This window comes from Roseateles sp., from assembly GCF_036486225.1.
Classification (GTDB): Bacteria; Pseudomonadota; Gammaproteobacteria; order Burkholderiales; family Burkholderiaceae_C; genus Roseateles.
This window is the reverse complement of the sequence record NZ_DASVNZ010000007.1, coordinates 46,177-70,828: the sequence shown is the minus strand read 5'-3', so window position 1 is coordinate 70,828 and position 24,652 is coordinate 46,177. Positions and strand designations below refer to the sequence as shown.

At 67.3% G+C, this 24,652-nt stretch carries 26 protein-coding genes; 12 read left to right on the top strand and 14 right to left on the bottom strand.

From position 1 onward, the window contains the following. The first annotated feature begins 268 nt into the window (after window positions 1–268). Together VF536_RS00880 and VF536_RS00875 are read left to right on the top strand one after the other, a co-directional pair. Window positions 269–877, top strand: a complete 609-nt coding sequence (locus VF536_RS00880) for a TRAP transporter small permease subunit (RefSeq protein WP_331612876.1) — start codon at window positions 269–271, stop codon at window positions 875–877. Further along, complete coding sequence (locus VF536_RS00875) at window positions 877–2,406, top strand: TRAP transporter large permease subunit (RefSeq protein WP_331612880.1); 1,530 nt, start codon at window positions 877–879, stop codon at window positions 2,404–2,406. Before VF536_RS00880 ends, VF536_RS00875 begins: the two co-directional genes overlap by 1 nt. Here VF536_RS00875 and VF536_RS00870 read toward each other — a convergent pair. Then, window positions 2,403–2,723 (bottom strand): hypothetical protein, encoded by a 321-nt coding sequence (locus VF536_RS00870; RefSeq protein ID WP_331612873.1) that lies wholly within the window; start codon window positions 2,721–2,723, stop codon window positions 2,403–2,405. The two genes, VF536_RS00875 and VF536_RS00870, sit on opposite strands and share 4 nt — an antisense overlap. Before the next feature lie 71 nt (window positions 2,724–2,794). Here VF536_RS00870 and VF536_RS00865 point away from each other — a divergent pair, with 71 nt between their 5' ends. Then, window positions 2,795–3,922, top strand: coding sequence for a hypothetical protein (locus VF536_RS00865; protein WP_331612872.1), 1,128 nt, complete (start codon window positions 2,795–2,797; stop codon window positions 3,920–3,922). Window positions 3,923–3,971: 49 nt separating this feature from the next. On the opposite strand, the gene sugE is transcribed toward VF536_RS00865, so the two are convergent. After that, window positions 3,972–4,292: a quaternary ammonium compound efflux SMR transporter SugE gene (sugE, locus tag VF536_RS00860; RefSeq protein WP_088407527.1), complete on the bottom strand. Its 321-nt coding sequence runs from the start codon at window positions 4,290–4,292 to the stop codon at window positions 3,972–3,974. Window positions 4,293–4,393: 101 nt separating this feature from the next. On the opposite strand from sugE, the gene VF536_RS00855 reads away from it, so the two are divergent. Further along, a complete protein-coding gene (locus VF536_RS00855) occupies window positions 4,394–5,425 on the top strand; it encodes a LysR family transcriptional regulator (RefSeq protein WP_331612871.1) in 1,032 nt (343 codons plus the stop codon). Here VF536_RS00855 and VF536_RS00850 read toward each other — a convergent pair. From VF536_RS00850 to VF536_RS00830, 5 genes are all read right to left on the bottom strand, one after another. Further along, window positions 5,340–6,329 (bottom strand): amino acid ABC transporter substrate-binding protein, encoded by a 990-nt coding sequence (locus tag VF536_RS00850; RefSeq protein WP_331612870.1) that lies wholly within the window; start codon window positions 6,327–6,329, stop codon window positions 5,340–5,342. The genes VF536_RS00855 and VF536_RS00850 overlap by 86 nt on opposite strands. Window positions 6,330–6,332: 3 nt before the next feature. Beyond that, window positions 6,333–7,739 (bottom strand): replication-associated recombination protein A, encoded by a 1,407-nt coding sequence (locus VF536_RS00845; protein ID WP_331612869.1) that lies wholly within the window; start codon window positions 7,737–7,739, stop codon window positions 6,333–6,335. Window positions 7,740–7,767: 28 nt separating this feature from the next. Beyond that, window positions 7,768–8,406, bottom strand: coding sequence for an outer membrane lipoprotein chaperone LolA (gene lolA / locus VF536_RS00840; protein ID WP_331612868.1), 639 nt, complete (start codon window positions 8,404–8,406; stop codon window positions 7,768–7,770). 42 nt (window positions 8,407–8,448) lie between these two features. After that, window positions 8,449–10,821 (bottom strand): DNA translocase FtsK, encoded by a 2,373-nt coding sequence (locus VF536_RS00835; RefSeq protein ID WP_331612867.1) that lies wholly within the window; start codon window positions 10,819–10,821, stop codon window positions 8,449–8,451. Between the two features lie 100 nt (window positions 10,822–10,921). Next, window positions 10,922–11,590 carry a Crp/Fnr family transcriptional regulator gene (locus VF536_RS00830; RefSeq protein WP_088383470.1) on the bottom strand — a complete coding sequence of 223 codons (669 nt, stop codon included), beginning with the start codon at window positions 11,588–11,590 and terminating at the stop codon, window positions 10,922–10,924. Window positions 11,591–11,794: 204 nt separating this feature from the next. Between VF536_RS00830 and trxB the strand changes: the two genes are divergently transcribed. The 3 genes from trxB (at window position 11,795) to rpmG (ending at window position 13,432) form a co-directional block, all read left to right on the top strand. Then, window positions 11,795–12,754, top strand: a complete 960-nt coding sequence (gene trxB / locus VF536_RS00825) for a thioredoxin-disulfide reductase (protein WP_331612866.1) — start codon at window positions 11,795–11,797, stop codon at window positions 12,752–12,754. A 251-nt stretch (window positions 12,755–13,005) separates the two neighbouring features. Continuing rightward, window positions 13,006–13,239 carry a 50S ribosomal protein L28 gene (gene rpmB / locus VF536_RS00820; protein ID WP_088407487.1) on the top strand — a complete coding sequence of 78 codons (234 nt, stop codon included), beginning with the start codon at window positions 13,006–13,008 and terminating at the stop codon, window positions 13,237–13,239. A 22-nt stretch (window positions 13,240–13,261) separates the two neighbouring features. Continuing rightward, a complete protein-coding gene (rpmG, locus tag VF536_RS00815; RefSeq protein ID WP_067273562.1) occupies window positions 13,262–13,432 on the top strand; it encodes a 50S ribosomal protein L33 in 171 nt (56 codons plus the stop codon). Window positions 13,433–13,522: 90 nt separating this feature from the next. Here rpmG and VF536_RS00810 read toward each other — a convergent pair whose 3' ends face one another. From VF536_RS00810 to VF536_RS00800, 3 genes are all read right to left on the bottom strand, one after another. Continuing rightward, complete coding sequence (locus tag VF536_RS00810) at window positions 13,523–14,041, bottom strand: DUF3016 domain-containing protein (RefSeq protein ID WP_331612865.1); 519 nt, start codon at window positions 14,039–14,041, stop codon at window positions 13,523–13,525. A 154-nt stretch (window positions 14,042–14,195) separates the two neighbouring features. Next, entirely contained in the window at window positions 14,196–15,407 is a 1,212-nt protein-coding gene (locus VF536_RS00805) for a DesA family fatty acid desaturase (protein ID WP_414710245.1), read from the bottom strand. A gap of 243 nt (window positions 15,408–15,650) precedes the next feature. Then, the gene (locus VF536_RS00800) at window positions 15,651–16,919 is read right to left on the bottom strand and encodes an RsmB/NOP family class I SAM-dependent RNA methyltransferase (RefSeq protein WP_331612863.1); all 1,269 of its coding nucleotides are present in this window, start codon (window positions 16,917–16,919) and stop codon (window positions 15,651–15,653) included. Between the two features lie 71 nt (window positions 16,920–16,990). On the opposite strand from VF536_RS00800, the gene VF536_RS00795 reads away from it, so the two are divergent. Together VF536_RS00795 and VF536_RS00790 are read left to right on the top strand one after the other, a co-directional pair. Further along, window positions 16,991–17,269: a DUF1653 domain-containing protein gene (locus tag VF536_RS00795; RefSeq protein WP_331612862.1), complete on the top strand. Its 279-nt coding sequence runs from the start codon at window positions 16,991–16,993 to the stop codon at window positions 17,267–17,269. A gap of 29 nt (window positions 17,270–17,298) precedes the next feature. Then, entirely contained in the window at window positions 17,299–17,949 is a 651-nt protein-coding gene (locus VF536_RS00790; RefSeq protein WP_331612861.1) for a DUF1345 domain-containing protein, read from the top strand. Between the two features lie 42 nt (window positions 17,950–17,991). Here VF536_RS00790 and purN read toward each other — a convergent pair whose 3' ends face one another. After that, on the bottom strand, window positions 17,992–18,630 hold the full coding sequence (gene purN / locus VF536_RS00785) for a phosphoribosylglycinamide formyltransferase (protein ID WP_331612860.1): 639 nt from the start codon (window positions 18,628–18,630) through the stop codon (window positions 17,992–17,994). Window positions 18,631–18,787: 157 nt separating this feature from the next. Here purN and trpS point away from each other — a divergent pair, with 157 nt between their 5' ends. Genes trpS through VF536_RS00770 form a run of 3 tightly spaced genes read left to right on the top strand, consistent with a single transcriptional unit; the run spans window position 18,788 to window position 21,664 of the window. After that, complete coding sequence (trpS, locus tag VF536_RS00780) at window positions 18,788–19,804, top strand: tryptophan--tRNA ligase (protein ID WP_331612859.1); 1,017 nt, start codon at window positions 18,788–18,790, stop codon at window positions 19,802–19,804. A 10-nt stretch (window positions 19,805–19,814) separates the two neighbouring features. Continuing rightward, entirely contained in the window at window positions 19,815–20,279 is a 465-nt protein-coding gene (locus VF536_RS00775) for a DUF3717 domain-containing protein (RefSeq protein WP_331612858.1), read from the top strand. Then, on the top strand, window positions 20,276–21,664 hold the full coding sequence (locus VF536_RS00770) for an MATE family efflux transporter (protein WP_331612857.1): 1,389 nt from the start codon (window positions 20,276–20,278) through the stop codon (window positions 21,662–21,664). The genes VF536_RS00775 and VF536_RS00770 overlap by 4 nt, the downstream gene beginning before the upstream one ends. A 38-nt stretch (window positions 21,665–21,702) precedes the next feature. Here VF536_RS00770 and VF536_RS00765 read toward each other — a convergent pair whose 3' ends face one another. The 3 genes from VF536_RS00765 to VF536_RS00755 form a co-directional block, all read right to left on the bottom strand. Further along, window positions 21,703–23,223, bottom strand: coding sequence for a sensor histidine kinase (locus VF536_RS00765; protein WP_331612856.1), 1,521 nt, complete (start codon window positions 23,221–23,223; stop codon window positions 21,703–21,705). 13 nt (window positions 23,224–23,236) lie between these two features. After that, window positions 23,237–23,950: a response regulator gene (locus tag VF536_RS00760; RefSeq protein WP_331612855.1), complete on the bottom strand. Its 714-nt coding sequence runs from the start codon at window positions 23,948–23,950 to the stop codon at window positions 23,237–23,239. A 94-nt stretch (window positions 23,951–24,044) separates the two neighbouring features. Then, complete coding sequence (locus VF536_RS00755; RefSeq protein ID WP_331612854.1) at window positions 24,045–24,632, bottom strand: Spy/CpxP family protein refolding chaperone; 588 nt, start codon at window positions 24,630–24,632, stop codon at window positions 24,045–24,047. Between the last annotated feature and the right edge of the window lie 20 nt (window positions 24,633–24,652).

Sequence of the window (24,652 nt, the reverse complement as noted above, 5' to 3'; positions counted from 1 at the left end):
GGCTCCGCCGGCGGAGGGACTTCGCTCGGACTCAAACAGTCCTGAGGACTGTTTGTGCCTAGCGAAGGCCGGGGGCCTCTGGCCCCAGGCACGGAGAAAAGGGGCCCCGGTCGCCTCGATCAACGCGCCATCGCTGGCATGTCGGGGCTTTCCCGCAACCCCTCCCGAATTCAGCTTTCCGACAGCCCCTGCTGGCTAAAGTCCACGTCTACACACAAGAACCGAGAGCCCTCCCGTCGGGGTTCGAGATGGAGACCTGGACTCGTCGATGAAAGCCCTGCTTGCACTTGCCAAGGGCATCGACTGGCTGACGGACCGGTTCGGCACGCTTGCCGCCTGGGCTGTCCTGCTGTCGTGCTTTATCAGCGCCGCGAACGCGGTGATCCGCTACGGGCTGGACATCAGCTCCAACGCCTTCCTTGAGATCCAGTGGTACCTGTTCGCTGCCTGTGTGATGGGTGGCGCGGCGCAGGTCTTGCGGCTCAACGAGCACGTGCGCGTCGATATCCTCTACACGCGGCTGCGTGGCCACGGCAAGGTCTACGTCGACCTGTTCGGACTCATCGTCTTCCTGATCCCCGTGATGGGGTATGCGGGCTGGCTGTCGTGGGACTTCTTCCTGGTAAAGCTCACCACCGGCATGCGCGCGGATGACACCGTCGCCGCGCTCGGCTACGGCGGTTATGCGTGGAAGCTGTTCACCAGCGGCGAGGTGTCGGGCAATGCCGGCGGATTGATCCGTTGGCCGGCCGCGTTGACGCTGCCGGTGGGCTTCGCGCTGGTGTTCCTGCAGGGGATCTCGGAGGTGATCAAGCGCATCGGCTACCTCGCCCATCTCGTCGAGATGGACACCCACTACGAGAGGCCGCTGCAATGATCACGATGGAGCAGTTCCCCCCGCTGATGTTCGCGGGGCTGATCATCATCATGCTGATCGGCTTCCCCGTGGCGTTCTCGCTGGCCGCGCTGGGCCTGGCCTGCGGCTTCTTCGCGGTGAGCCAGGGCTGGTTCCCGCCCTCGTTCATGGCGGCACTGCCGCAGAACGTCTTCGGCATCCTGTCCAACGACCTGCTGCTGGCCATCCCCTTCTTCACACTGATGGGCGCGTTGCTGGAGAAATGCGGTCTCGCCGAGGACATGCTCGATTCGATGGGCCAGCTTTTCGGGCCGGTGCGCGGCGGGCTGGGCTACTCGGTGATCATCGTGGGCTTCATCCTCGGCGCGATCACCGGCACCGTGGCGGGCCAGGTGATCGCGATGGCGATGATCTCGCTGCCGGTCATGATGCGCTACGGCTACAACATGCGCTACGCCACCGGCGTGCTGGCGGCCTCGGGGACCATCACGCAGCTGGTGCCGCCGTCGCTGGTGCTGGTGGTGCTGGCGGACCAGCTCGGCAAGCCGGTCGGCGACATGTACAAGGGCGCATGGGGGCCGTCGATCCTGCAGGTGCTGATCTTCGCGCTGTACACCTTCATGGTGTCGCGCATCCGGCCCGAGCACGTGCCCGGCGTGCCCAAGGAGGCGCGCACGCTCAACGGCTGGGCGCTGTGGGCGAAATGCCTGCGCGGGATCATCCCGTCGGCGATCCTGATCTTCGCGGTGCTGGGCTCGATGGGCGGTCTGCCCGGCATCGACACGGCGATCTGCACACCGACCGAGGCCGGCGCAATGGGCGCGGTCGGCGCGTTCATCCTGGCGGCGTCGCACCGGCGGCTGAACTGGCCGGTGGTCAAGGACGCCATGATCGGCACCATGCGCATCACCGCGATGGTGGTGTTCATCCTGATCGGGTCGCGGACCTTCTCGCTGGTGTTCCAGGGCGTCGAAGGCGGCAAGTGGATCGAGCACCTGCTCTCGAACCTGCCCGGCGGTCAGATCGGCTTCCTGATCGTCGTCAACCTGTTCATTTTCTTCCTGGCGTTCTTCCTCGACTTCTTCGAGATCGCGTTCATCATCCTGCCGCTGCTCGGCCCGGTCGCCGACAAGATGGGCATTGACCTGGTGTGGTTCGGCGTGATGCTCTGCGTGAACATGCAGACCAGCTTCATGCATCCGCCGTTCGGGTTCGCGTTGTTCTATCTGCGAGGGATCTCGGACACGCTCTTCAAGAACGGCGCGCTGCCGAGGAAAGTGCTGTCGAGCGACATCTACCTCGGCTCCATCCCCTGGGTGGTGATGCAGCTGATCCTCGTGGCCATCGTCATCTTCTTCCCGATCACGGTGACGGCGTTCCTCGACAAGGCGGAAGCGGTCGACATGGACAAGGCGACGGAGATGCTGCAGGGCATCGACGCCGGTCAGGCCGAGCGGACCGATCCGAACGCGGACACGAACGCACTGTTCGGGCTGCCGGCGGAGGCGGCGTCGTCGCCGGCCTCCGCGGCCTCTGAAGGAGCTCCTTAGCGCGTCGACGGCGGCATGTTCGACGCCTCCTTGATGCGATCCCAGGCATCCTTCACCGCAGGCTTCGCCCTCGCCCATTCCAGCGAAGAACCCTGGCGCTGGTTGCCCCAGTCGCGGTGCAGTTCGGCCTCGAAGTCCTCGAACTCGCGGTCCGGGTAACGGGCGAACGCATCGACGCCGTAGGCGTACGCGGGACCGAAGTCGTCGTGCGTGTCGCCTTGCTGGATATAGGGCCGCTTGGCGTAGTTGTCGCGCCAGTAGGTAGCCTCCTGCTCGTGGTCATAGGCCTTGTCGCGGGGCTTGTCGAAGTCAGGCATGGCAATCTCCAGAATGTCTCGATGACCTTCGTCGGCAAGCGCCATGCCCTGCGCTCGCTACAGTCGTCGACATGCGCGCACGTCCTTCTCCCCTCCTCCGCCACGTCCCAGCCGTCCGCCTTCACGCGTTGATCACGCTGACGCTGGCAGCGATATTCAGCCCACCGGCAGCGCACGCCGCCGCGTCCTGCGACAAGGGCACATGGCGCGGCACGCTGGGCACCACGCCGGTATCGATGGAACTCAATCCCGCCGAGGGCGAGCGCCCCGCAGTCGGCCGCTACTACTACCGCAGCTCGCTGGGCGACCTCACGCTGGTCCGCGATGCCAAGACCGGCGAGTGGCAGGAACTCGACGCCAAGGAAAGGCCGACAGGTCGGCTGAAGCTCGGTTGCGATGCCAGCACGCTGAGCGGCGAATGGCGCTCCATCGACGGCTCGAAGACGCTGCCGATCGCCGCTGTGGCGATCAAGGAGAGCGACTACAACGCGAGCCGCAAGGCCGCGCTCAAGCCGACCTCTACAAAGGCCACCCAGATCGGAGGTCGCCGCTACGAGGCGCTGACTTTCCCCGTGCCAGGAGGTGGTGCCGGTGGCACAACCCCGGACACCACGCAGGTCGGCGTCCGCCTGATTGGCACAACGCCAGCCATCTCGACACTGAACGCCACGTTGTGGGACAAGGCCGCGGACGCGGTCCTCGATCACGTCGACTGCATGGCGCAGGGTCGGCGCGAACGCGGCCCGGAAGCCGGCTACGAGTCCTCGCAAACGCAGAAGGTCGTCGCCTGGAATGCCGCCTTCGTCGTCATCGACACCTGGAACGAGGGCTACTGCGGCGGCGCTCATCCGTGGCACGGCAACAGCGTCACCACGTATCGCCTGGACACCGGGGCGGAGGCGGACGTCGCCTCTTGGCTGAAGTCCGAATTACGCAAAGAGATCCCGAAAGGCTCCCGGCTCGGCAAGCTGCTCGTGAAGGCTTATGCCGACGGCGGCGGCAACGGCGAGGAAGCCGAATGCCGCGATGAGGTCTCCTGGATGGGCAGTTCGATCCATCCGGAACCGAAGCAGCTCGTCTTCCACACGCAGGCCTCGTATGCGATGACGCCGTGCGCCGAAGACGTCGCGCTGCCGATCGACGCCGTCTGGCCCTATCTGACGCCGGCGGGCCAGCAGGCGCTCAAGACTTTCCGCTGATCCGCGGCCCCACGCCTGCGGATGCCCACAGGCACTGCAGACGGCCTGCTCACTGCGACGAGAACATCTTCAAGCCGATGATGCCCACGGCGATCAGGCCGATGCACGCCAGCCGCGCCAGCGACGCCGACTCGCCCAGCAGCACGATGCCCGCGATGGCGGTCCCGACAGCGCCGATGCCCGTCCACACCGCGTAGGCCGTCCCCACCGGCAGGTGCTTCAACGCCCAGCCCAGCAGCACGACGCTCGTCACCATCGCCGCCACCGTGCCCACCGTCGGCCACAGGCGGGTGAAGCCGTCCGTGTACTTCAGCCCGACGGCCCAGCCGATCTCGAACAGCCCGGCCAGAAACAGCACGCCCCACACCATCGTCATCTCCTTGAAAGTGGATGACGGTGACTGTATGTTTTAAGCCCTGATACTTAAAGTCAGAATCCATCAGATTCACTGACAGATTCAGCACCAGGCCCATGGCTTTCGACCTCGACAATCTCCGTGTCTTCCTCGCCGCGATCGATCACGGTTCGTTCTCCGCCGCCGCGCGCGTGTTGGGACGCGTGCCTTCGGCCGTCAGCATGACGATCGCCAACCTTGAAGCGCAGCTCGACCTCGCCCTCTTCGACCGTGCCGGCCGAGAGCCCGTCCCCACCCCACAGGCGCTCGCGCTGGTGCCTCAGGCGCGCCGGCTGGCCGAGCAGCTCGGACAGCTCAACCGCCATGCCCTGTCGATGACCCAGGGCCTGGAGCCTTCGCTGACGATCACGGTCGTGCCTGAGCTGGTCGCCGCGGCGCCGTGGAGCGACGCATTGACGACGCTGTCCGCCGAGTTCCCTCTGCTCGATGTCGAGGTACTGACCGCACCGCAGGCGGATGCACTCGCGATGCTGAAGTCGGGCCGCGCGCAACTGGCGCTGGTCTTCGAGCGCCAAGGTCTCGATCCATCGGAACAGTTCCAGGAAGTCGCGCGCGAAACGCTGATCGCCGTCGTCGCGGCCTCGCACCCGATGCTCGCGCGCGAGCCGTCGGCACTGCGCGACGAACACCTCATCGCCGAGCGACAGATCCTCGTCGCCGGCCGCGATGCCTGCGACGTCGACAAGCGGATCGCCGTCTCGCGCGTCCAGTGGCGCACCGACAGCCCGGTGGCGGCGCTGCGGATGGTGTCCGCCGGGCTGGGTTGGGCGTGGCTGCCGTCGGGTTTTGTGCGCACCGCGCTGGCTTCGGGGGAACTGGTCCAGATCCCCGCCGGCAACTTCACGACGGCGCTGCAGCTCTACGTCGACGTGGTGTGGACGCAGACGCGCCCGCTGGGCCTCGCCGCACGGCGTTTCGTGGCGTTGCTGAACGGACGCGACGGCTGCTCGGGCGCGGTCGCCGGCGATCGCGCGCCGGCCGGCATGGCGGCCGGCATGTCGCTCAGCGGTAGCGCTCCGGATCCGGCGAGTCCGTCGGTTGCTCGACCACGCGCCGGAAAGCGGCGTTCATCGGCAGCTTCAGGTTGATGCCCGACGGCGGCAGCGGCGACTCGAACCAGCGCTTGTAGATCGCGTGGATCTCTCCGCTGCGGTACAGGCCGATCAGCACGTCGTCGACCATCGTCTTGAACATCGGATCGTCGCGGTTGAGCCCGATCGCGTAGGGCTCCACCGTCAACGCGCGGTCGGAGATCACGTAGTCGTCCGGCGATACCGCAGCGCCCTGCTGCGCCAGGAGCGCGCGGATGATGACGTCGTCCATCATGAACGCGTCGGCGCGGCCGCTGCGCAGCAGCTGGAACGCGTCCGGATCGTCCAGCCCGGCGACGATGCGGATGTTCAAGCCCTGCTGCTCGCTGACCTTGGCCAGGTGCTGGATGCTGGTCGTGCCGATGGTGCTCACCACCGGCCTGCCGCGCAGGTCGAGCAGGCTCTGCACCTTTTCGCCGTGGCGCGTCATCAGCTTGGTCTCGGCCACGAAGATGGTCACCGAGAACGCTTGGCTGCGCGCGCGCTCGGCGGTGTTGGTCGTGATGCCGCACTCCATGTCCAGCGTGCCGTTGCTGACCATCGGCATGCGGGTTGCCGAACCGACCGCGACGCGCCGCACTTCCAGATCCGGCAGCTTGAGCTTCACGCGCAGCGAGGCGATCACGCGCTCGCAGAGGTCGACCGAATACCCCGTCGGCCGCAACTGCGCATCGAGGTAGCTGAACGGCGCCGATGCCGGCCGGTAGCCGATGACGACAACGCCGGTTTCGCGGATGCGGGTGAGCGTCGGACCTTCTGGCGGCTGCGCGGGGCGTGATGCCGATACCGACGGCGCGGCGAGCCTGGGCTTGACGGTCGCGGCGTCCGCGAACGACGCGCCGGCGGTCGATGCCAGCATCAGGATCAACGCAGTCACGATGCCGACGATCCGCGTGTTCATCGATCAGGCCTCGCCGTCATCGCCGATGCCAGCGCCACCGCCGCCGCCACCACCGTCATCACCCTGCCCGAGCGCTCCGGCATCCAGCCGCCGCAGTTCATCGAGTCGCGCACCGATCTTGATCTCCAGACCGCGGGGCACAGGCTCGTAGAAGCGCTGGTCCTCGAGGCCGTCCGGCAGATACTGCTCGCCGGCCACATACGCGCCGGGGAAGTCATGCGCGTAGCGATAGGCCTTGCCGTAGCCGAGTTCCTTCATGAGCCGCGTCGGCGCGTTGCGCAGGTGCACCGGCACCGGTCGCGAACTGTCCTGCTTGATCAGCGCGCGCACCTGGTTGTAGGCGTTGTAGACGGCGTTCGACTTCGGCGCGATCGCCAGATAGACGACCGCCTGCGCCAGCGTGAGCTCGCCTTCCGGCGATCCGAGGCGTTCGTAGGTTTCGGCCGCATCCAGGCAGATGCGCAGCGCGCGAGGATCGGCGTTGCCGATGTCCTCGCTCGCCATGCGGATCAGCCGTCGCGTGATGTAGCGTGCGTCGACGCCGCCGTCGAGCATCCTCACCAGCCAGTACAAGGCGCCGTCCGGATTGGACCCGCGCACCGACTTGTGCAGCGCCGAGATCACGTCGTAGAACTGGTCGCCACCCTTGTCGTAGCGCCGCAGCTGCTCGCCGAGCGTGCGTTCCAGCAGCGCCTCGTCGATCTCCGCCGTGCCCGCCGGCGTCAGTTGCGCCACGGTCTCCAGCGTGTTCAGCAGACGTCGCGCGTCGCCGTCGGCATAACCGATCAGCCGCAGCGTGGCGGCCTCACTGACCGGCGGCGCGCCCAGCACCGCGCGTCCGCGCATCAGCAACTCGCGCATGTCCTGCTCGTCGAGCGACTTCAGCACGTGCACCGTCGCCCGCGACAGCAGCGCCGAGTTCACCTCGAACGACGGGTTCTCGGTCGTCGCCCCGATGAAGCTGAACAGCCCCGACTCGACGTGCGGCAGGAAGGCGTCCTGCTGCGCCTTGTTGAAGCGGTGGACCTCGTCGACGAACACGATCGTGCGCCGTCCCTGCCCCACCGCGACCTGCGCGCGATCGACCGCCTCGCGGATGTCCTTGACGCCGCCCAGCACCGCCGAGATCGCGATGAACTGCGCATCGAAATGCTGCGTCATCAAGCGCGCCAGCGTCGTCTTGCCGACGCCCGGCGGGCCCCACAGGATCATCGAGTGCGGCCGGCCGCTTTCAAGCGCCACGCGCAGCGGCATGCCCTCGCCCAGCAGGTGGCGCTGGCCGACGACCTCGTCGAGCTTGCGTGGCCGCAGCCGCTCGGGCAGCGGCGCGTGCTGGCTCGGCACTGCCGCCGACGGTCGTCCGCCGGGAACAGATTCGAACTCGTCCGGGAAGAGCGACGCGTTGCTCATCGATGCAGACTCACCAGCCGTTCAACACTCAAGGTTGGCGGGCGATGTCGGTGCCCGGCGGCGGCGCGAAGCGGAAGCGGTCAGCCGACACCTTGGCATTGGGCTCGATCGCGCTGAACTGCATCACCGACTGCTGTCCGAAGCCGTCGACGATCTCCAGCGCCGCCAGATCGCGGCCCTTGAAGCCGAGCTTCAGGCTCTGCAGGCTGCTGTCATTGCGCTTGGGTGTGGCCTGCACCCAATCCAGGCCGTTGGCCGCAGGCAGGGACTTCAAGCTGAAATCCTTGGACAGGTCGCCGCCTGCGAGCAGCGACACCGGCGTCGCGCCCAACGCCTGGTCCATGTTGCGGACGCTGGCCTGCTGCAGGTCAGGGTCATAGATCCACACTTCCTTGCCGTCGGCCACGATCAGTTGCTCGGCCGGCTTCGCGTAAGCGAAGCGGAATTGGTTGGGACGCTGGAACTCGAAGGTGCCGGTGGTCGTCTTCTTGCGTTTGCCGTCCGGCGCGGTGACGGTCTGCGTGAAGGTCGCGCGGCCACTCTTCACTTCGCTGACGAACTGCTGAAGCGCACTCACACCATCGGCATGGGCCAGGGTCGTGAAGCAGACGGCGATGGCCGCAACGCCACGGGCCAGGGCACGGATCTTGAAGGAGGTATTGATCATTCGTCTCGCAGACTTGCTCAGGTCAGCTCAGGTCAACTCAGTTCAGTCTTCCCGCTTGGGCACGATGATGTCGCGGTTGCCGTTGGTGGCCATCGCCGAAACGACGCCGGACTTCTCCATCTGCTCCAGCAATCGGGCTGCCCGGTTGTAGCCGATGCGCAGATGTCTCTGCACCAGCGAGATCGACGCCCGCTTGTGCTGCAGGACGATGCCCACCGCCTGGTCGTACATCGGGTCGGACTCGCCGTCGCCGCCCGCCGTCAGGCCGGGCAATCCGTCGCCGCCGCCATCGCCGTCAAGCACGCCGCCTTCCAGGATGCCTTCGATGTAATTGGGCTCGCCCTGTTCCTTCAGGTACTCGACGACGCGATGCACTTCGTCGTCGCTGACGAACGCGCCGTGGACACGCACCGGCAGCCCGGTCCCCGACGCCATGTAGAGCATGTCGCCCATGCCCAGCAGCGCTTCGGCGCCCATCTGGTCGAGGATGGTCCGCGAGTCGATCTTGCTCGACACCTGGAAGGACAGCCGCGTCGGGATGTTGGCCTTGATCAGGCCGGTGATCACGTCGACCGACGGGCGCTGCGTCGCCAGGATCAGGTGGATGCCGGCCGCGCGCGCCTTCTGCGCCAGGCGGGCGATCAGCTCTTCGATCTTCTTGCCGACCACCATCATCAGGTCGGCCAGTTCGTCGATGACGACGACGATGTGCGGCAGACGCTCCAGCGGCTCCGGCTCCTCCGGCGTCAGGCTGAACGGGTTGGGGATCTTCTCCTCGCGCTCGGCCGCGTCGGCGATCTTCTTGTTGAAGCCCGCCAGGTTGCGCACGCCCATCTTGGACATGAGCTTGTAGCGGCGCTCCATCTCGTTGACGCACCAGTTCAACGCGTTGCTGGCCTGCTTCATGTCGGTCACGACCGGCGCCAGCAGATGCGGGATGCCTTCGTAGACGCTCATTTCCAGCATCTTCGGGTCGATCAGGATGAGGCGGACGTCGCGGGCCTCGGCCTTGTAGAGCACCGACAGGATCATCGCGTTGATGCCCACCGACTTGCCGGAGCCGGTCGTGCCGGCCACCAGGCAGTGCGGCATCTTGGCCAGGTCGGCCACCACCGGCAGGCCGACGATGTCCTTGCCCAGGCCCATCGTCAGCGGCGACGCGGCGTCGGCATAGACCTGCGAGCCGAGGATCTCGGACAGCCGAATGGTCTGGCGGCGCGCGTTCGGCAGCTCCAGCGCCATGTAGTTCTTGCCCGGGATGGTTTCGACCACGCGGATCGAGGTCAGGCTGAGCGAACGCGCGAGGTCCTTGGCCAGGCCGAGGATCTGCGAGCCCTTCACGCCGGTCGCCGGCTCGATCTCGTAGCGCGTGATCACCGGCCCCGGCGAGGCCGCCACCACCCGCACATCAACGCCGAAGTCCTTCAACTTCTTCTCGATCATGCGGCTGGTCATCTCCAGCGATTCAGGCGTGACCGTCTCGATCCGCGGCGGCGGGGCGTCCAGCAGGTCGACCTGCGGCAGCTTGGCGTCGGTCGGATCGGTGAACAGCGTCTGCTGGCGCTCCTTGATGACGCGCGTGGACTTCGGCTGCTCGACCACCGGTGGCTCGATGACGATCGGGATGTGGTGCTCTTCCTCGACCAGGCGCTCGACCTCGACGACGGCTTCGCGCTCGCGCTTGGCTTCCTTGCCGACGCGCTTGTCCTCGGCGATCTCGCGGCGCACTTCGCGCTTCTCGATCAGGCGCTCGATCGTCGCGCCGATCTGCTCGGACACACGCAGCCAGGAGAACTTCAGCGCCAGGGACACGCCAGCGACCAACGCCGCGATCCACACGACGCCCGAACCGGCGAAGCCGAGCAGCTTCATGCTGGCAGGACCGAGCAGATACCCGAGCACGCCGCCGGCATGGCCGGGCAGATGCGACTCCCAACCGTAGAGACGGGTCCATTCGAGCGAACAGCTCGCGGCCATCAGCAGGACCAGGCCACCGGCGGTCGGCAGACGCTCCTTGAGCGTGAGCATGGTGCCGCCGTCGGCGCGCAGCATCCGGGCCAGGCCGCTCAGCCACGCGCGCAGCGAGATCAGCATCAGCCACCAGCAGGAGTAGCCGAAGCCGAACAGCATCAGGTCGGAGATCCAGGCACCGAGTGCGCCGACGCGGTTGTGCGCGGGCGCCGAGGTGCCGGCGGTGCTGAAGGCGGCGTCCGCGCGGTCATGGCTGACCATCGCGAGCAAGACCAGGCACCACACCAGCGCGCCGATCAACAGCCACAGCGGCGTGCGCAGTGGACTGGGGGGCGTGGGCGGTGCGGCCGGCGGCGTGGCCTTCTTGGACTTGCGTGCCGGCGCGGGGCGCTCGGTCGGGGCGGCGTCGTCACCGCCGCCCAGCAGGGAACCGGGAAAACTCATTCCCCGATTGTGACGCACAAGCCCCGCGTCCCGGACGCGGCGTCCGCCGCCAAGGTGAAGAAACGTTGAAGCCCGGGTCGACGGTGCTTCAACGGCCGCCTCAGTCGTGCTGCAGACGTTCCTTGATGACCACGGAGCCGTTCTCGAGCGTCTCGATGACGCCCTTGTCCTCCAGGTCCTTCATGACGCGGCTGACCATCTCGCGCGACGCGCCGACGACCTTGGCCATGTCCTGCCGCGACACCTTGCCGCGGATGATCTTCACGCCCTTCTCCTCCTCCGCCATGTCCAGCAGCGTGCGCGCGACACGGCCGTAGACGTCGAGCAGCGCGAGCGATTCGATCTGGCGGTCCGCGTTTCTCAGTCGCGCGACGAGGCCGCGCAGGATGCCGTAGGCCAGGCTGGACGACTCCGGCAGACCGCGGCCGAAGTCGGCGCGGCCCAGCACCAGCATGTCGGTCTGCACCTCGGCGCGGACCGTGGCCGAGTGCGGCTCGTTGTCGATGAGGCTCATCTCGCCGACGTAGTCGCCGGGCTGCAGCACGGCGAGGATGACTTCGCGGCCGCGGCTGTCCGCGGTCAGCACGCGGGCGCGGCCGTTGAGCAGGATGAAGAGCGCATTGGACTTGGTGCCCTGCTCGACGATCAACTCGCCGCGTTTGAAGCGCCGTTTGACGACGCTGTCCGCGATGGACTGGGCCTGGTCGGCGGTCAGCAGGGAGAACAAGGGAACCCTGCGGATCAGATCCAAGTTGGACAACATGGCCATGAAGGGATGCCTCCTGTCGGTGGTTAGGGTCAATCGTGGATCTCAGGATGGCAGAGGGACCCGCCACCTAGAATGGATGCATTGTGCCAATTTGTTCACGCCTGTTCATAGGGTCAACGCCATAGGCCGCCCGCGCGTCCCTTTAGGCTCGCGTCATTGCTGTCGTCCCTTGCGTCCGCTGAACGCATCCCCACCTCCCCCGTCATGAGCCAAAACACCCGCCACGCCCAACTCCTGATCCTCGGTTCCGGCCCCGCCGGCTACACCGCCGCCATCTACGCGGCGCGCGCCAACTTGAAGCCGCTTCTGGTGACGGGCATGGCGCAAGGGGGTCAGTTGATGACCACGACCGAAGTGGACAACTGGCCCGCGGACGTGATGGGCGTGCAGGGTCCGGAGCTGATGCAGCGCTTCCAGGAACACGCCGAACGCTTCCAGACCGAGATCGTCTTCGACCACATCAACAGCGTCGACTTCTCCAAGCGTCCGTTCACGCTGACCGGCGACAGCGCGGTCTACACCGCCGATGCGGTCGTGCTGGCCACCGGCGCCTCGGCGCAATACCTGGGACTGCCGTCGGAAGAGTCGTTCATGGGCCGCGGCGTCAGCGCCTGCGCGACCTGCGACGGCTTCTTCTATCGCGAGCAGGAAGTCTGCGTCGTCGGCGGCGGCAACACGGCCGTCGAAGAGGCGCTGTACCTGTCCAACATCGCCAGCAAGGTGCACCTGATCCATCGCCGCGACAAGTTCCGTGCCGAGCCGATCCTGGTCGACAAGCTGATGGACAAGGTCAAGGCCGGCAAGATCGAGCTGCACGTGTTCCACACGCTGGACGAAGTGCTGGGCGACGCCACCGGCGTGACCGGCGTGCGCATCAAGAGCACGCAGGATGGCACGACGACGGACGTCAAGCTGCAAGGCTGCTTCATCGCGATCGGCCACAAGCCCAACACCGACATCTTCGAAGGCCAGATCGAGATGAAGGACGGCTACATCCGCACGAAGAGCGGCCTCGAAGGCTTTGCAACGATGACCAGCGTGCCGGGCGTGTTCGCCGCGGGCGACGTGCAGGATCACGTGTATCGCCAGGCCATCACCAGCGCCGGCACGGGCTGCATGGCCGCGCTGGATGCGCAGCGATTCCTGGAGCAGGAATCGGCCTGACCCTCGCGCCCTGCGTGAGCGGCGCCCGCGCAGGGCGCCCGCACCCAGACCCCGACCGGCCCGCCTTTGCGCGGGCCGGTCTGTTTCTGCTACACTCTTCGTTTCCCCGCGCCATCAACCTGTGAAGGATCTTGACGCGAGGAAGATGGGATACCGCCACCCTATGGCGAGGTGAGGCCGCCGCCCGCGACTCGACAGCAAGGTCGGGACGATTGGGACGGTCGCCGGATGACAAGTATCGGAGTGTCCTCATGGCACGCGTCTGCGAAGTCACGGGCAAGAAGCCCATGGTCGGGAACAACGTTTCCCACGCCAACAACAAAACCAAGCGCCGGTTCCTCCCGAACCTGCAATACCGCCGTTTCTGGGTCGAAAGCGAAAACCGCTGGGTCCGTCTTCGCATCAGCAACGCAGGTCTGCGTCTGATCGACAAGAAGGGCATCGACGCCGTGCTGGCCGACCTGCGCTCGCGCGGTCAAGCCTAATCACTGAACCAGGAGCGACACCATGGCATCCAAAGGCGGACGCGAAAAGATCAAGCTGGAATCCACTGCCGGCACCGGTCATTTCTACACCACGAACAAGAACAAGAAGACCACGCCCCAAAAGCTGGAATTCATGAAGTTCGACCCCAAGGCACGCAAGCACGTGCTGTACAAGGAAACCAAGCTGAAGTGATTCAGCGCGGCCCTTGAAGAAGAAAACCCGCCTCTCGGCGGGTTTTTTCATGGGCGATCGGAAAGCAGCTGCGTCCGCAGCCCCTCGTGATCAGCGCGTTGGCGCCAGGCGCGTCTTGCCCAGCAGCTCGCGCGCCATCCAGTCGTCGATCATCTTCTTCTCGTAGCGCAGCGGCTCGGAGTCGAAGTAGCGGTTGCCGCCACCGTCCTGGTAGTTCATGTCCTTCAGATCGGCCTTGCCGGACTTCAGGACCTGGCCGTTCTCGCTGAGCGTATAGGTGAAGCTCATGCGCGGAATCGTCACCGATCGGAGGATCCTGACGCGATCCGTGCGGACGCGCGGTTCGACTTCACCCGCCAGGTCGACGTCCGTGACGTCGATCTTGAGCTGCTTGCCGGGCAACTCGCGCGCCGCAAGCGCCTTGAAATGCTCTTCCAGCTGCTTCATGGCGTTGTCGCGATCCACACCGGCCCAGCCGATGTCGGAGAAGTTCTCCGGCTTGATGAAGTTGACTTCCGCCTGCGCCTGAGCAGCCGCGGCGATCGCGCCCAGGCTCACGCTGGTCAGGCCGAAGAGCACGGCGCGCTTGAAAAAGGTCGAGGCCATCATGTCAATCTCCTTGTCTGAGAGTCCGCACAAATTATGGGCGTCGCCAAGAAAAAAGGCGCCCAGTAGGGGCGCCCTTTGCATTGCTTCATCTGCGCCTGGGTGATGGCCGTCACTCCAAATCGGCCACCCAGTCCGATGAATCGATTTCCAGTGGTCAGACGCGCACCGTGCGCAGGCCCGTCGCAAAGGCCTTGAGCTCGGCGATGCCGCTCTCCTCCGCCTTGCGGCACCAGGCTTGCAGGTCATGCACCAGCTGCTCGGCCGACACGTTCGTGCGGGTCCACAGCTGACGCAGCTCTTCGCGCATCGTCACCAGCTTGTCGAGCACCGGGCTCGCCGCGCGGGCACCGTCCAGCTGCGCCTGATAGGCGGCCGGGATCTTCTCGGCATCGCGATGCAGCCAGCGCGTGGCCAGCTTGAACTGATGGAACTTGACGCTGTGCTGCTCACCCGACGCCTTCAGCTGAGTCAACTCAGCCTTGCAGACGCCGCGCAGACCGCGCGCATAACGCGCCATCACTTCATAGCGGTTGGCGATGATGGCTTCCAGCGTGTCCTTGTCGGCCACCGCCTTCAACTCGCCGGTCTTGATCTGCGGCGCGGTCTTGCGAACCTTCGCCCAGCCGATCATTTCCATGGCGCGGATGTAGCCCCAGCCGATGTCGAATTCGAACGGCTTGACCGAGAACTTGGCCGACGTCGGGTAGGTGTGGTGATTGTTGTGCAGCTCTTCACCGCCGATGATCACGCCCCACGGCGACACGTTCGTCGACGCATCCTGCGCCTCGAAGTTGCGATAGCCCCAGTAGTGGCCGACGCCGTTGATCACGCCAGCCGCCCAGAACGGGATCCAGGCCATCTGGATCGCCCAGACCGCCATGCCGGCCACGCCGAACAGCGCCAGGTCGATGATCATCATCAGCGACACACCCCAGACCGAACGGCCCGTGTAGACGTGGCGCTCGATCCAGTCGTCCGGCACGCCGTGGCTGAACTTCTTGATCGTTTCCTCGTTCTTGGCCTCGGCGCGATACAGCTCGGCGCCGCGCGTCATGACCGTCTTGATGCCGCGGGTGACGGGGCTGTGAGGATCGTCCTCGGTCTCGCACTTCGCGTGGTGCTTGCGGTGGATGGCGACCCATTCGCGGGTGACCATGCCGGTCGTCAGCCACATCCAGAAGCGGAAGAAGTGCGACGGGATCGGACCCAGATCGAGGGCCCGGTGTGCCTGGGCCCGGTGCAGGAAGATCGTGACGCCAGCAATGGTGATATGCGTCACCACCAGGGTGAAGACGATGATCTGCCACCAGCTGGCGCCGGTGAGGCCATCGATCATCCACGCCAGGATGGCGTCGTGCACAGACATCAATACGTTCATTCGGTCCTAACCCTGCTCGCGGGGAGCCAGTTGTCCACAGGAAGCCCCGATTGTAGGCGACGCACTCTAGAAATCGCCCGGATGTAAGCGGCTTTCCCGTCGGTCTTTTGACGCTTAGCGACTGGAAGACCCAGAAGGCGTGATCGATCGGACGCCAATTTCCGTTCGCATCAAAAACAATCCGATTCTCCCGCCTTGCCGACGGTGACCCACCTCAAGGTCTGCCCGGGTTCATTTCTTCCGTTCCCAGACTGCCGCGAAGAAGCCGTCGCTCTGGTGCCGGTGCGGCCACAGGCGCAGGTAGCCGTTCTCGGACAGCTGCGCCGCCTGGGTCTCGTCGACCTGCGCGTGCGCCAGCACGTCCTGCGCAGGCATCAGGACGAAGTCCGGATGCGCCTCGGCGAAGGCCTGGGCGACGGACTCGTTCTCGGCGTCCAGCAGCGAACAGGTCGCGTACACCAGACGACCACCCGGCTTGAGCAGACGTGACGCGCTGTTGAGGATCGCCAGCTGCTTGTCGTGCAATTCCTCGATGCCTTTCGGTGATTGACGCCACTTCAGGTCCGGATTGCGGCGGAGGGTGCCCAGGCCCGAGCACGGCGCGTCGACCAGCACGCGATCGATCTTGCCGGCCAGGCGCTTGACGCGCTCGTCGCGTTCGTTGCTGATCTGCACCGGATAGACGTTGGACAGCCCGCTGCGCGCCAGGCGCGGCTTGAGCTTGTCGAGCCGGTGCCCCGACACGTCGAAGGCGTACAGCCGTCCGGTGTTGCGCATCGCGGCGCCCAGCGCCAGCGTCTTGCCGCCGGCACCGGCGCAGAAGTCGACGACCATCTCGCCGCGCTTGGCTTCGGTGAGCAGGGACAGCAGCTGGCTGCCCTCATCCTGGACTTCGACCTGGCCGCTGGTGAAGACGTCGAGCTTCTGCAGCGCCGGCTTGCCTTCGAGCCGCAGCCCCCAGGGCGAGAACGGCGTCGGCGTGGAGGCGAAGCCCTTTTCCTGCAGCGCGGCCTGAACGTCCTCGCGCTTGGCCTTCAGCAGGTTGACGCGCAGGTCCAGCGGCGCCGGCACATTGACGGCCTCCGCCAGTTGCCAGAACTGCTCGTCGCCCAGACGTTGCTTCAGCGGGTCGACGATCCAGTCGGGCAGGTTGTGGCGCAGCTTTTCCGGCAGCTTGCTGCGGTCGACCTTCGCCACCTGCTTGAGCCAGTGCTGCTCCTGGTCATCGGTCGCGGCGCGAAGGAAGGCCTCGTTGCCGGCCCAGGCGAGGATCGCCAGCCGCCGCGACATCGGACCGCGGCCCGACTGGGCCAGATGCTGCAGCACCGGGCGCAGGCGCAGCACGGCGTAGGCGGTCTCGGCGATGGTGTGGCGTTCGCGCTGACCGAGCGCCTTGTGCGCGCGGAAGAAGTCGGAAACGAGGGCGTCGGCAGGCTTGTCGAACAGCAGCAGGCTGTCCACCAGTTCGGCGCAGAGTTCAAGAAGGGCATTAGGATGCATCGCCCGATTATCCCCGGCTCCGGGCCCGGGCTCGCGCCCTGCCCTGTTTGCGCCGTCACGCCCTTTCCGCCATGAGCGAATCCCACTCGATGCCAAACCCCGCCGCGCACGGCGCCGGCGACCCGCTGCAGCCCTTGCCCGAAGCGCCCGCAGGCCGCTACCGCCATTACAAGGGCGGCGAGTACGAGGTCCGTGGCGTCGTCCGCCACAGCGAGACCCTGGAGCCTCTGGTGCTCTACGCGCCGCTCTACAACGACAGCGGCCTGTGGGTGCGTCCCTACGACATGTTCTTCGGCAGCGTCGAGATCGACGGCGTGACCCGGGCCCGCTTCGCCCGGATTCCGGATTGAGTCCGACCCCCTCCCCGGCTGCACACCCCATGCCCTTGCTGCACCAGATCAAGCGCCGCCCCCGCCTGCTGATCGGCGCGGCGACCGGCGCCCTGCTGGCGGCGGCCTGGCCGGTCGAGCTGGCCTGGCACACCCGCACGCTGCTCGGCTGGAGCGCCGGCGTCTGGACCTACCTCGTGCTGATCGGCTGGATGATGTTCCGCACCGACGCGGACGACGTCGAGGAGCAGGCCCGCGCCGTCGCGGACAGCGCGCCCACGGTGCTGATCCTGGCGATCCTCGGCGGCGCCGCGAGCATGTCGGCGATCGCGCTGGAGCTGGCCCAGGTGAAGGAGTCCGGCCTGCTGCAGGCCTGGCCGCATCTGCTGGTGGCGTCGGCGACGCTGACCGGCTCCTGGCTGCTGCTGCCGGTGGAGTTCGGGCTGGCTTACGCCTCGCTGTTCCACAGCGGGCCGAAGGCGCCTCACGGGCTGGAGTTCCCCGGCGACGAGGAAGCCCCCGACTACCTGGATTTCTTCTATTTCGCGGCGACCGTCGCCGCGACCTCGCAGACCTCGGACGTCGTCGTCAGCGCGAGACCGATCCGGCGGCTGGTGCTGGTGCAGGCGATCCAGGCGTTCGTGTTCAACACGGTCGTGCTGGCGCTGACGATCAACTTCCTGGCCGGCATGCTGGGCTGAACGCCCCAACCTCGGAGCCGAGGCCCCGCCGCGCCAGGACGGTCAGCTGAACATCTGCGGCTCGCCGCCGCGATGGAGCACACGAGCGCCCTGGGTGACGAGCTGCCCTTCCACGAACCAGCGCACCGCGGTCGGATACATGCGGTGCTCCAGCTTGAGGATCCGCGCCGCGAGCGACGCTTCATCATCGGCGTCCAGCACCGGCACGACGGCCTGCGCGACGATCGGACCGTGGTCCAGTTCCGCCGTCACGAAATGCACCGTCGCGCCGGCCACGCGGCAGCCGGCCTCAATGGCGCGCTGATGGGTGTGCAGGCCCGTGAAGGCCGGCAGCAGCGACGGATGGATGTTGAGCATGCGGCCCGCGTAATGGCCGGTGAACCCCGGCGTGAGGATGCGCATGAAGCCGGCCAGCACCACCAGGTCGGGCGCGAAACCATCGATGACGCGCTGCAGCTCCGCGTCGAACGCGACACGCGCCGCGTCGCCCTTGCCGAAGGCCTTGTGGTCGACCACCGCAGTGGCGACGCCATGCGCCCGCGCGAATTCAAGCCCTGCGGCGTCCGGCCGGTTGCTGATCACCGCGGCGATGCGGGCCGGCCATCCGCCGGCGGCGCAGGCCTGGACGATGGCTTCCATGTTGGAGCCCCGCCCGGAGATCAGGATCACGATGTTCTTCATGGGCCGGCAGTGTAGCCAAGGGCATGGGCATGACCGACGCCGACCGGGCCGCGGCTCCCTACAATCGCCCTCCCGCCGTTGCCGTTCCGTCGTCGTCCGACCGGCCTCTTTCCGAGACCGCCCGCGCCGGCATGGCCGCCGCCCCAGCCCTCCGCCAATGACCGACCACCCCACCTTCACCCCACGCCAGCGCGTGCTGTCCGGCATGCGCCCGACCGGCGCGCTGCACCTCGGCCACTACCACGGCGCGCTGAAGAACTGGGTGCGGCTGCAGGACGCCTACGACTGCTTCTTCTTCGTCGCCGACTGGCATGCGTTGACGACGCATTACCAGCATCGCGAGGGCCTCGAGCAGAGCGTCTACGACATGGTCGTCGACTGGCTGGCGGCCGGCGTCGATCCCGAACAGGCAACGCTGTTCATCCAGAGCCGCATGCCGGAGCACGCCGAGCTGTTCACGCTGCTGGCGATGAGCACGCCGTCCAGCTGGCTGGAGCGGATGCCGAGCTACAAGGCCCTCGTGGCCGAGAACCGCGAGCTGGCGACCTACGGCTTCCTCGGCTACCCCCTGCTGCAGGCGGCCGACATCCTGATCTACAAGGCGGCCTTCGTGCCAGTGGGCGAGGACCAGGCGCCGCACGTCGAGGTGACGCGCGAGGTCGCGCGCCGCTTCAACCACCTCTACCGGCAGCCGTCGACGCCGCTGTTCCCGGAGCCGCAGGCGCTGATGACCGAGACCTCGCGCCTGCCCGGACTGGACGGCCGCAAGATGAGCAAGACCTACGGCAACGCGATCGCGATGCGCGACGCGCCGGAGGTCGTCGCCGACAAGGTGCGCAAGATGCAGACGGACCCGCAGCGGGTGCGCCGCGGCGATCCGGGGGAGCCCGAACGCTGCCCGGTCTGGGCGCTGCACAAGGTCTACGCCGACAGCGACACCCGCGCGTGGGTCGAGTCCGGCTGCCGCAGCGCGGGCATCGGCTGCCTGGACTGCAAGGAGCCGCTGATCGAAGCGATCCACGACGAACAGGCGCCATGGCGCGCCCGCGCGGACGAACTGCTCGCCGATCCGAAGAAGGTCCACTGGATCGTCGAGGTCGGCACCGAACGTGCCCGTGCGGTGGCCCGCAAGACGCTGCGCGAGGTGCGCGGCGCGATGGGCATCGATTATTGAGACGACAGAGATGGCCGGCATCCACATCACCGACATCGAATCCGCCATCAACTGGTGGCGCCAGCGCTCGCCGGGGGACGGCGTGACGCTGGGGCCCGAGCTGCGCGCGCTGGCGGAGGTCTATGCGCTGATGGTTTTCCATCACGAGACCGAGTGCGACGAGGACTCGATGCCGCAGCGCGCGCTCGCGGCCTGGATGCGCTGGTACGACACGACGCCAGATGCGCCTTGCATCGCGATCTGTTCGACCAGCCAGGGCGACGAGCTCTGCAAGGGCTGCGGTCGGACCTTCGACGAAGTCCAGAACTGGCCTGTGCTCACGCCCGGCGAGAAGCGCGCGAGCTGGCGGCGGATCACGATCGAAGGCACGGCGTGGCGCTTCAACCGGTATGCGGAGCGCGCCATCGAGCTGCGCGGCGCCAGCGGTTCGGCCGACGCCGGTAATGCCGACGTCTCCGGCAAGGATGCCGCTTGAGCGCAGCGCTCCACGGCCGGCTCGCCAGCCTGCGACAGATCCTGCCGCTCGCGTGGCCCGTGTTCATCGGACAACTGGCGGTCCTGGCCTATTCGACGATCGACACGCTGCTCGTCGCGCGCCACTCCGCGATCGACCTGGCGGCATTGGCGGTGGGCTCGGCCGTCTACACGTCGGTGTTCGTCGGGCTGATGGGCGTGGTGCTGGCGATCTCGCCCGTGGCGGGACAGCTCTTCGGCGCCAGACGCATGACCGAGGCTGGCGACAGCCTGCATCAGGCCGCGTGGCTGGCACTGGCGCTCACGGTCGTCGGCGAATTGATCCTGTGGTTCCCGCAACCTTTCCTGGCGATCTCGCAGGTCGGCCCCGAGATCGCCGCCAAGATCCGCGACTATCTGCGGATGCTGGGCATCGCGCTGCCAGCGGCCCTGCTGTTCACGGCCTACCGCGGCTTCAACACGGCCGTGTCGCGACCCAAGGCCGTGATGGCGCTGCAGATCGGCGGGCTGCTGCTGAAATTCCCGGCCAGCGCGCTGCTGATCGGCGGATTCACGCTCGGCCCGCTGCACGTGCCGCCACTGGGCGCGGTCGGCTGCGCGATCGCCACGGCGATCGTGATGTGGAGTCAACTGCTCATCGCGTTGACCGTGCTGCGCCGCGATCCGTTCTATGCCGATTTCGGCTTTGCCCGCAGCGGGCTGCATCGTCCGCGCAAGGACACGCTGATGCGGCTGCTGAAGCTGGGCGTGCCGATGGGCGCGTCGGTGCTGATCGAGGTCACCGGCTTCACCTTCATGGCGATCTTCATCGCCCGGCTGGGCACGACGCCGGTGGCGGGGCACCAGCTCTGCGCCAACCTCGTCGCGATGATGTTCATGCTGCCGCTGTCGCAGGCGAACGCCTGCAGCACGCTGGTGGCGCAAGCGATGGGTGCGCGCGACTACGCCTCGGCGCGCCGGCTCGGCTGGCACGGACTGGAGATCGCGCTGGCGATCGCGTTCGTGCTCGGTGGTGTGGTCTTCTCGCTGCGCGAGCAGGTGCTGGGCCTGTACACGAACAACGCCGCCGTGATCGCGGCCGCCCTGCCCCTGCTGGGCTGGTTGTGGCTCTTCCACGTGTCCGACGCCGGCCAGACCGTGGCCGCCTTCGTGCTGCGCGCGCATCACATCGCCACCGCGCCGATGCTGATCTACGCGTTCGCGATCTGGGGGCTGGGACTGGGCGGCGGGTACTGGCTGGTCTTCGGCGATCACGCCGTCGCGCTGCCCGCGATCATGCAAGGCGCCATGGGTTTCTGGAGCGCCGCCTCGGTCGGACTGGCGGCGGCCGCGCTCGGGCTCAGCGTCCTGCTGGCCCTCGTGCATCGCCGCGAGATCGGACCCTGAGCGTCCTTGCGGCCGCTCCGGAACGCTCCGGAAACGCGTCAGGCCGTGTTGAGCGGCAGCGTGATGACGAAGCAGCTTCCGCCGCCTTCGCGGGCATCGCAACGCACGGTGCCCTGATGCGCCGTCGCGATCTGCTTCACGAGGCTCAGGCCCAGGCCGACGCCGCCGGACACCTCCGCATGGCCGGGCAGCCGGAAGAAGGCCTCGAAGATCCGCTCGCGCATCGGCTCGGGCACGCCCGGGCCGCGGTCGCAGACCTGCAGCTCGACGCGATCCTGACCGGCCCGGCGCACCTTGAGCTCGACGACCGGTCCGCCGTAGCGGCGGGCATTCTCCAGCAGGTTGCGCAGCGCGCGGCGCAGCAGGCGATCGTCGCCGTTCAGCGGCAGGCGCTCGATGCCGTCCTCGATTTCCAGCTCGGCGTCACCCAGCGCGGCGGACTCGGCGGCGATGGCCAGCAGATCGACCGGCTCCAGCCTCAGTGACTGCGCGCCGCCTTCGAGGCGGCTGGCCAGCAGCACTTCCTCAACCAGCGCGTCGAGCTCGACGATGTTGGTGTTGATCTCCTGCCCCAACCGCGCGCGCTGCGCGGGGGACGCATCGTCCAGCATCGAGAAGGCCATCTTCAGCCGTGCCAGCGGCGAGCGCAGTTCATGGCTCGCGTTGGCGAGCAGGCTCTTCTGCGATCTCAGCAAGGCCTCGATCCGTTCGGCGGCGAGGTTGAAGCTGGTCGCGAGCGCGGCGACCTCGTCCTTGCCGTTGTCCTGCACGCGGAAACTCAGGTCGCCGGCGCCGAACTGCTCGACCCCGGACTTCAGCGATTCGAGGCGGCGCGTCAGCCGGCGCACGACCGGATAGGCGCCGACGGCCACTGCCACGAACAGCATGGCCAGCAGCACCGCCAGGGCCTCGCCGCTCGGGCGCGGGATCCAGCCCGGCAGCCAGGAACCGTTGGCGGCGTCCTCGCGCCGCTGCTGCTCCAGACGGTCCAGCATGCGCTGGCGCATCTGCTCGACTTCCGGCCGCGGTTCACGCCGGATCGGCGTGCGGGCGTCGTTCGGCGGCGGGCCGTCGACGAAAGGATCGCGGCGTTCGCGCTGCATCCGGTGCGGTCCGCTCGCGGCGCGCGCATCGGCTTCCAGCTTGTCCTGACCGGTCGGTCCCGATGCGCCCGGCGGTCGCGCCAGACGCAGGAACAGCAGATGCCGGCCGTCGTCCAACGGCACGCGCTGCACGCGCGAACCGGGCAGATCCTCGCGGCGCTCGAACAGCGGCGAGGCGCCGATCCGGCGCCCGCGCGAATCTTCCAAGGCCAGCGCCATGCGCAGGCGTTGGCCCCAGTCCTCGACGGCGTCGGCCTGCTCGTCCGACGACGCCGTCACCGGCGGCAAGGCGCGCTGCACCAGCACCGCGAGCGCCACCAGGCGCTCCGAGGCGGCCTGCTCGAAGGTGCCGCGCTCCTGCTCGATGCGGCCCTGGAAGAGCCACGCCGAACCGAGCGCAAACGCCAGCAACACCACCACGACGGTGATGTAGATGCGCAGGTACAGCGCCTTCACCGCGTCGCAGCTTTCATTCCAGGCCTTCGGCGTCCTGCTTGCGAGCGAACACGTAGCCGGCGCCGCGCACCGTCAGCACGCGGCGCGGGTTCTTGGCGTCGTCCTCGATGACCGAACGGATGCGCGAGATGTGCACGTCGATCGAGCGGTCGAAGGCTTCCAGCGGATGGCCCTTGAGCGCGTCCATGATCTGGTCGCGCGAGAGCACGCGGCCGGGGCTCTGCGCCAGCACGACCAGCAGGTCGAACTGGTGGCTCGTCAGGTCGCAGGCGTTGCCGTCCAGGCGCACCTGGCGTGCCGCCAGGTCGATCTCCAGGCGGCCGAAGCGCAGCACCTCGTCGCCCATCGCCTGCGGCTCGGTGCGGCGCAGCAGCGCCTTCACGCGGGCCTGCAGCTCCCGGGGTTCGAAGGGCTTGGGCAGGTAGTCGTCCGCGCCCAGCTCCAGACCGAGGATGCGGTCCATCGGCTCACCGCGCGCCGACAGCATCAGCACCGGCAGGCGGCGCCAGCGCTTGTCGCCGCGCAGTTGCCGGCAGAACTCGAGGCCGTCGCCGTCGGGCAGCATCAAGTCCAGGACCAGCAGTTCGAACTGGCCGGACTCGAGCTCGGTGCGACCCTGCGCCAGCGAACCGGCGAAGCTGACATCGAAGCCGGCGCTGCTGAGGTAGTCGCCCAGCATCGCGGTGAGCCGGGCGTCGTCGTCGATCAGAAGCAGTCGTGGGTTCATCGGGCGTTGCGGTGCAGCCACCGACCGGGCCGGATCGGCCAGGCCGCGCGCCGCGGACTCATCGAAAGACTGAAGCATAGCCGGCCTCGTGCGTTCAGCGGTCAGTGAAAGGCTTCGGGACCGGGTTGGCCTCGTTGGCCCCGCGGCGTTCCTTGGCACGCTCGGCGCGGTCCTTCATGCGCTCCTTCATCTTCTCGCGCTGCTGGTTCTTCAGCTGGGCGATCTTGGCACGCTGCTCGGGGGACAGGACACGCGACGCATCGATCATCGCCAGCGTGATGCGCTTGGACTCGACGTCATGCGCGGCGTGCATCTGCTGGCGCACCTGCTCGACGGCATTGGCGTCGACGGTGGGCGCGGTGAACAGCGCCTGCATGCGTTCGTGCAGTTGGCGCTCGGTATCGCGCTGCGACTTCAGGTCCTTGTGCGCGGCTTCGAAGATCTGCTTGATCTGCGCCTGCTGCGCGTCGGTGACGCCGGCGTCCTTCAGCAGCTTGCCGTGCATGGCGCCCATGGGGCCGAAGCCGGGGCCGCCGAAGTCCGGACCGCCGCGGTGCATGCCGTGCGGCGGGGGCGGCGGCGCGTCGCCGGGGGCCGGCTGAGCTTGCGCGGCCAGTGCGGCCACGCTCATCGTCGCGGCCAGGGCCAGCATCTTCAGGGGGCGGGAGAAGCTCTTGACCATCTCGGAATCTCCAAATCGTT

Bases quoted from the DNA above. Each gene is read 5' to 3' on its own strand.
- sugE (WP_088407527.1), bottom strand. From the start codon at position 4,292: ATGGTGTGGGGCGTGCTGTTTCTGGCCGGGCTGTTCGAGATCGGCTGG.
- trxB (WP_331612866.1), top strand. From the start codon at position 11,795: ATGAGCCAAAACACCCGCCACGCCCAACTCCTGATCCTCGGTTCCGGC.
- VF536_RS00755 (WP_331612854.1), bottom strand. From the start codon at position 24,632: ATGGTCAAGAGCTTCTCCCGCCCCCTGAAGATGCTGGCCCTGGCCGCG.
- VF536_RS00845 (WP_331612869.1), bottom strand. From the start codon at position 7,739: ATGAGCAACGCGTCGCTCTTCCCGGACGAGTTCGAATCTGTTCCCGGC.
- VF536_RS00800 (WP_331612863.1), bottom strand. From the start codon at position 16,919: ATGCATCCTAATGCCCTTCTTGAACTCTGCGCCGAACTGGTGGACAGC.
- VF536_RS00795 (WP_331612862.1), top strand. From the start codon at position 16,991: ATGAGCGAATCCCACTCGATGCCAAACCCCGCCGCGCACGGCGCCGGC.
- VF536_RS00865 (WP_331612872.1), top strand. From the start codon at position 2,795: ATGCGCGCACGTCCTTCTCCCCTCCTCCGCCACGTCCCAGCCGTCCGC.
- trpS (WP_331612859.1), top strand. From the start codon at position 18,788: ATGACCGACCACCCCACCTTCACCCCACGCCAGCGCGTGCTGTCCGGC.
- rpmB (WP_088407487.1), top strand. From the start codon at position 13,006: ATGGCACGCGTCTGCGAAGTCACGGGCAAGAAGCCCATGGTCGGGAAC.
- VF536_RS00870 (WP_331612873.1), bottom strand. From the start codon at position 2,723: ATGCCTGACTTCGACAAGCCCCGCGACAAGGCCTATGACCACGAGCAG.
- VF536_RS00805 (WP_414710245.1), bottom strand. From the start codon at position 15,407: ATGTCTGTGCACGACGCCATCCTGGCGTGGATGATCGATGGCCTCACC.
- purN (WP_331612860.1), bottom strand. From the start codon at position 18,630: ATGAAGAACATCGTGATCCTGATCTCCGGGCGGGGCTCCAACATGGAA.
- VF536_RS00880 (WP_331612876.1), top strand. From the start codon at position 269: ATGAAAGCCCTGCTTGCACTTGCCAAGGGCATCGACTGGCTGACGGAC.
- VF536_RS00855 (WP_331612871.1), top strand. From the start codon at position 4,394: ATGGCTTTCGACCTCGACAATCTCCGTGTCTTCCTCGCCGCGATCGAT.
- VF536_RS00830 (WP_088383470.1), bottom strand. From the start codon at position 11,590: ATGGCCATGTTGTCCAACTTGGATCTGATCCGCAGGGTTCCCTTGTTC.
- VF536_RS00850 (WP_331612870.1), bottom strand. From the start codon at position 6,329: ATGAACACGCGGATCGTCGGCATCGTGACTGCGTTGATCCTGATGCTG.
- VF536_RS00810 (WP_331612865.1), bottom strand. From the start codon at position 14,041: ATGATGGCCTCGACCTTTTTCAAGCGCGCCGTGCTCTTCGGCCTGACC.
- VF536_RS00775 (WP_331612858.1), top strand. From the start codon at position 19,815: ATGGCCGGCATCCACATCACCGACATCGAATCCGCCATCAACTGGTGG.
- lolA (WP_331612868.1), bottom strand. From the start codon at position 8,406: ATGATCAATACCTCCTTCAAGATCCGTGCCCTGGCCCGTGGCGTTGCG.
- VF536_RS00760 (WP_331612855.1), bottom strand. From the start codon at position 23,950: ATGAACCCACGACTGCTTCTGATCGACGACGACGCCCGGCTCACCGCG.
- VF536_RS00835 (WP_331612867.1), bottom strand. From the start codon at position 10,821: ATGAGTTTTCCCGGTTCCCTGCTGGGCGGCGGTGACGACGCCGCCCCG.
- rpmG (WP_067273562.1), top strand. From the start codon at position 13,262: ATGGCATCCAAAGGCGGACGCGAAAAGATCAAGCTGGAATCCACTGCC.
- VF536_RS00790 (WP_331612861.1), top strand. From the start codon at position 17,299: ATGCCCTTGCTGCACCAGATCAAGCGCCGCCCCCGCCTGCTGATCGGC.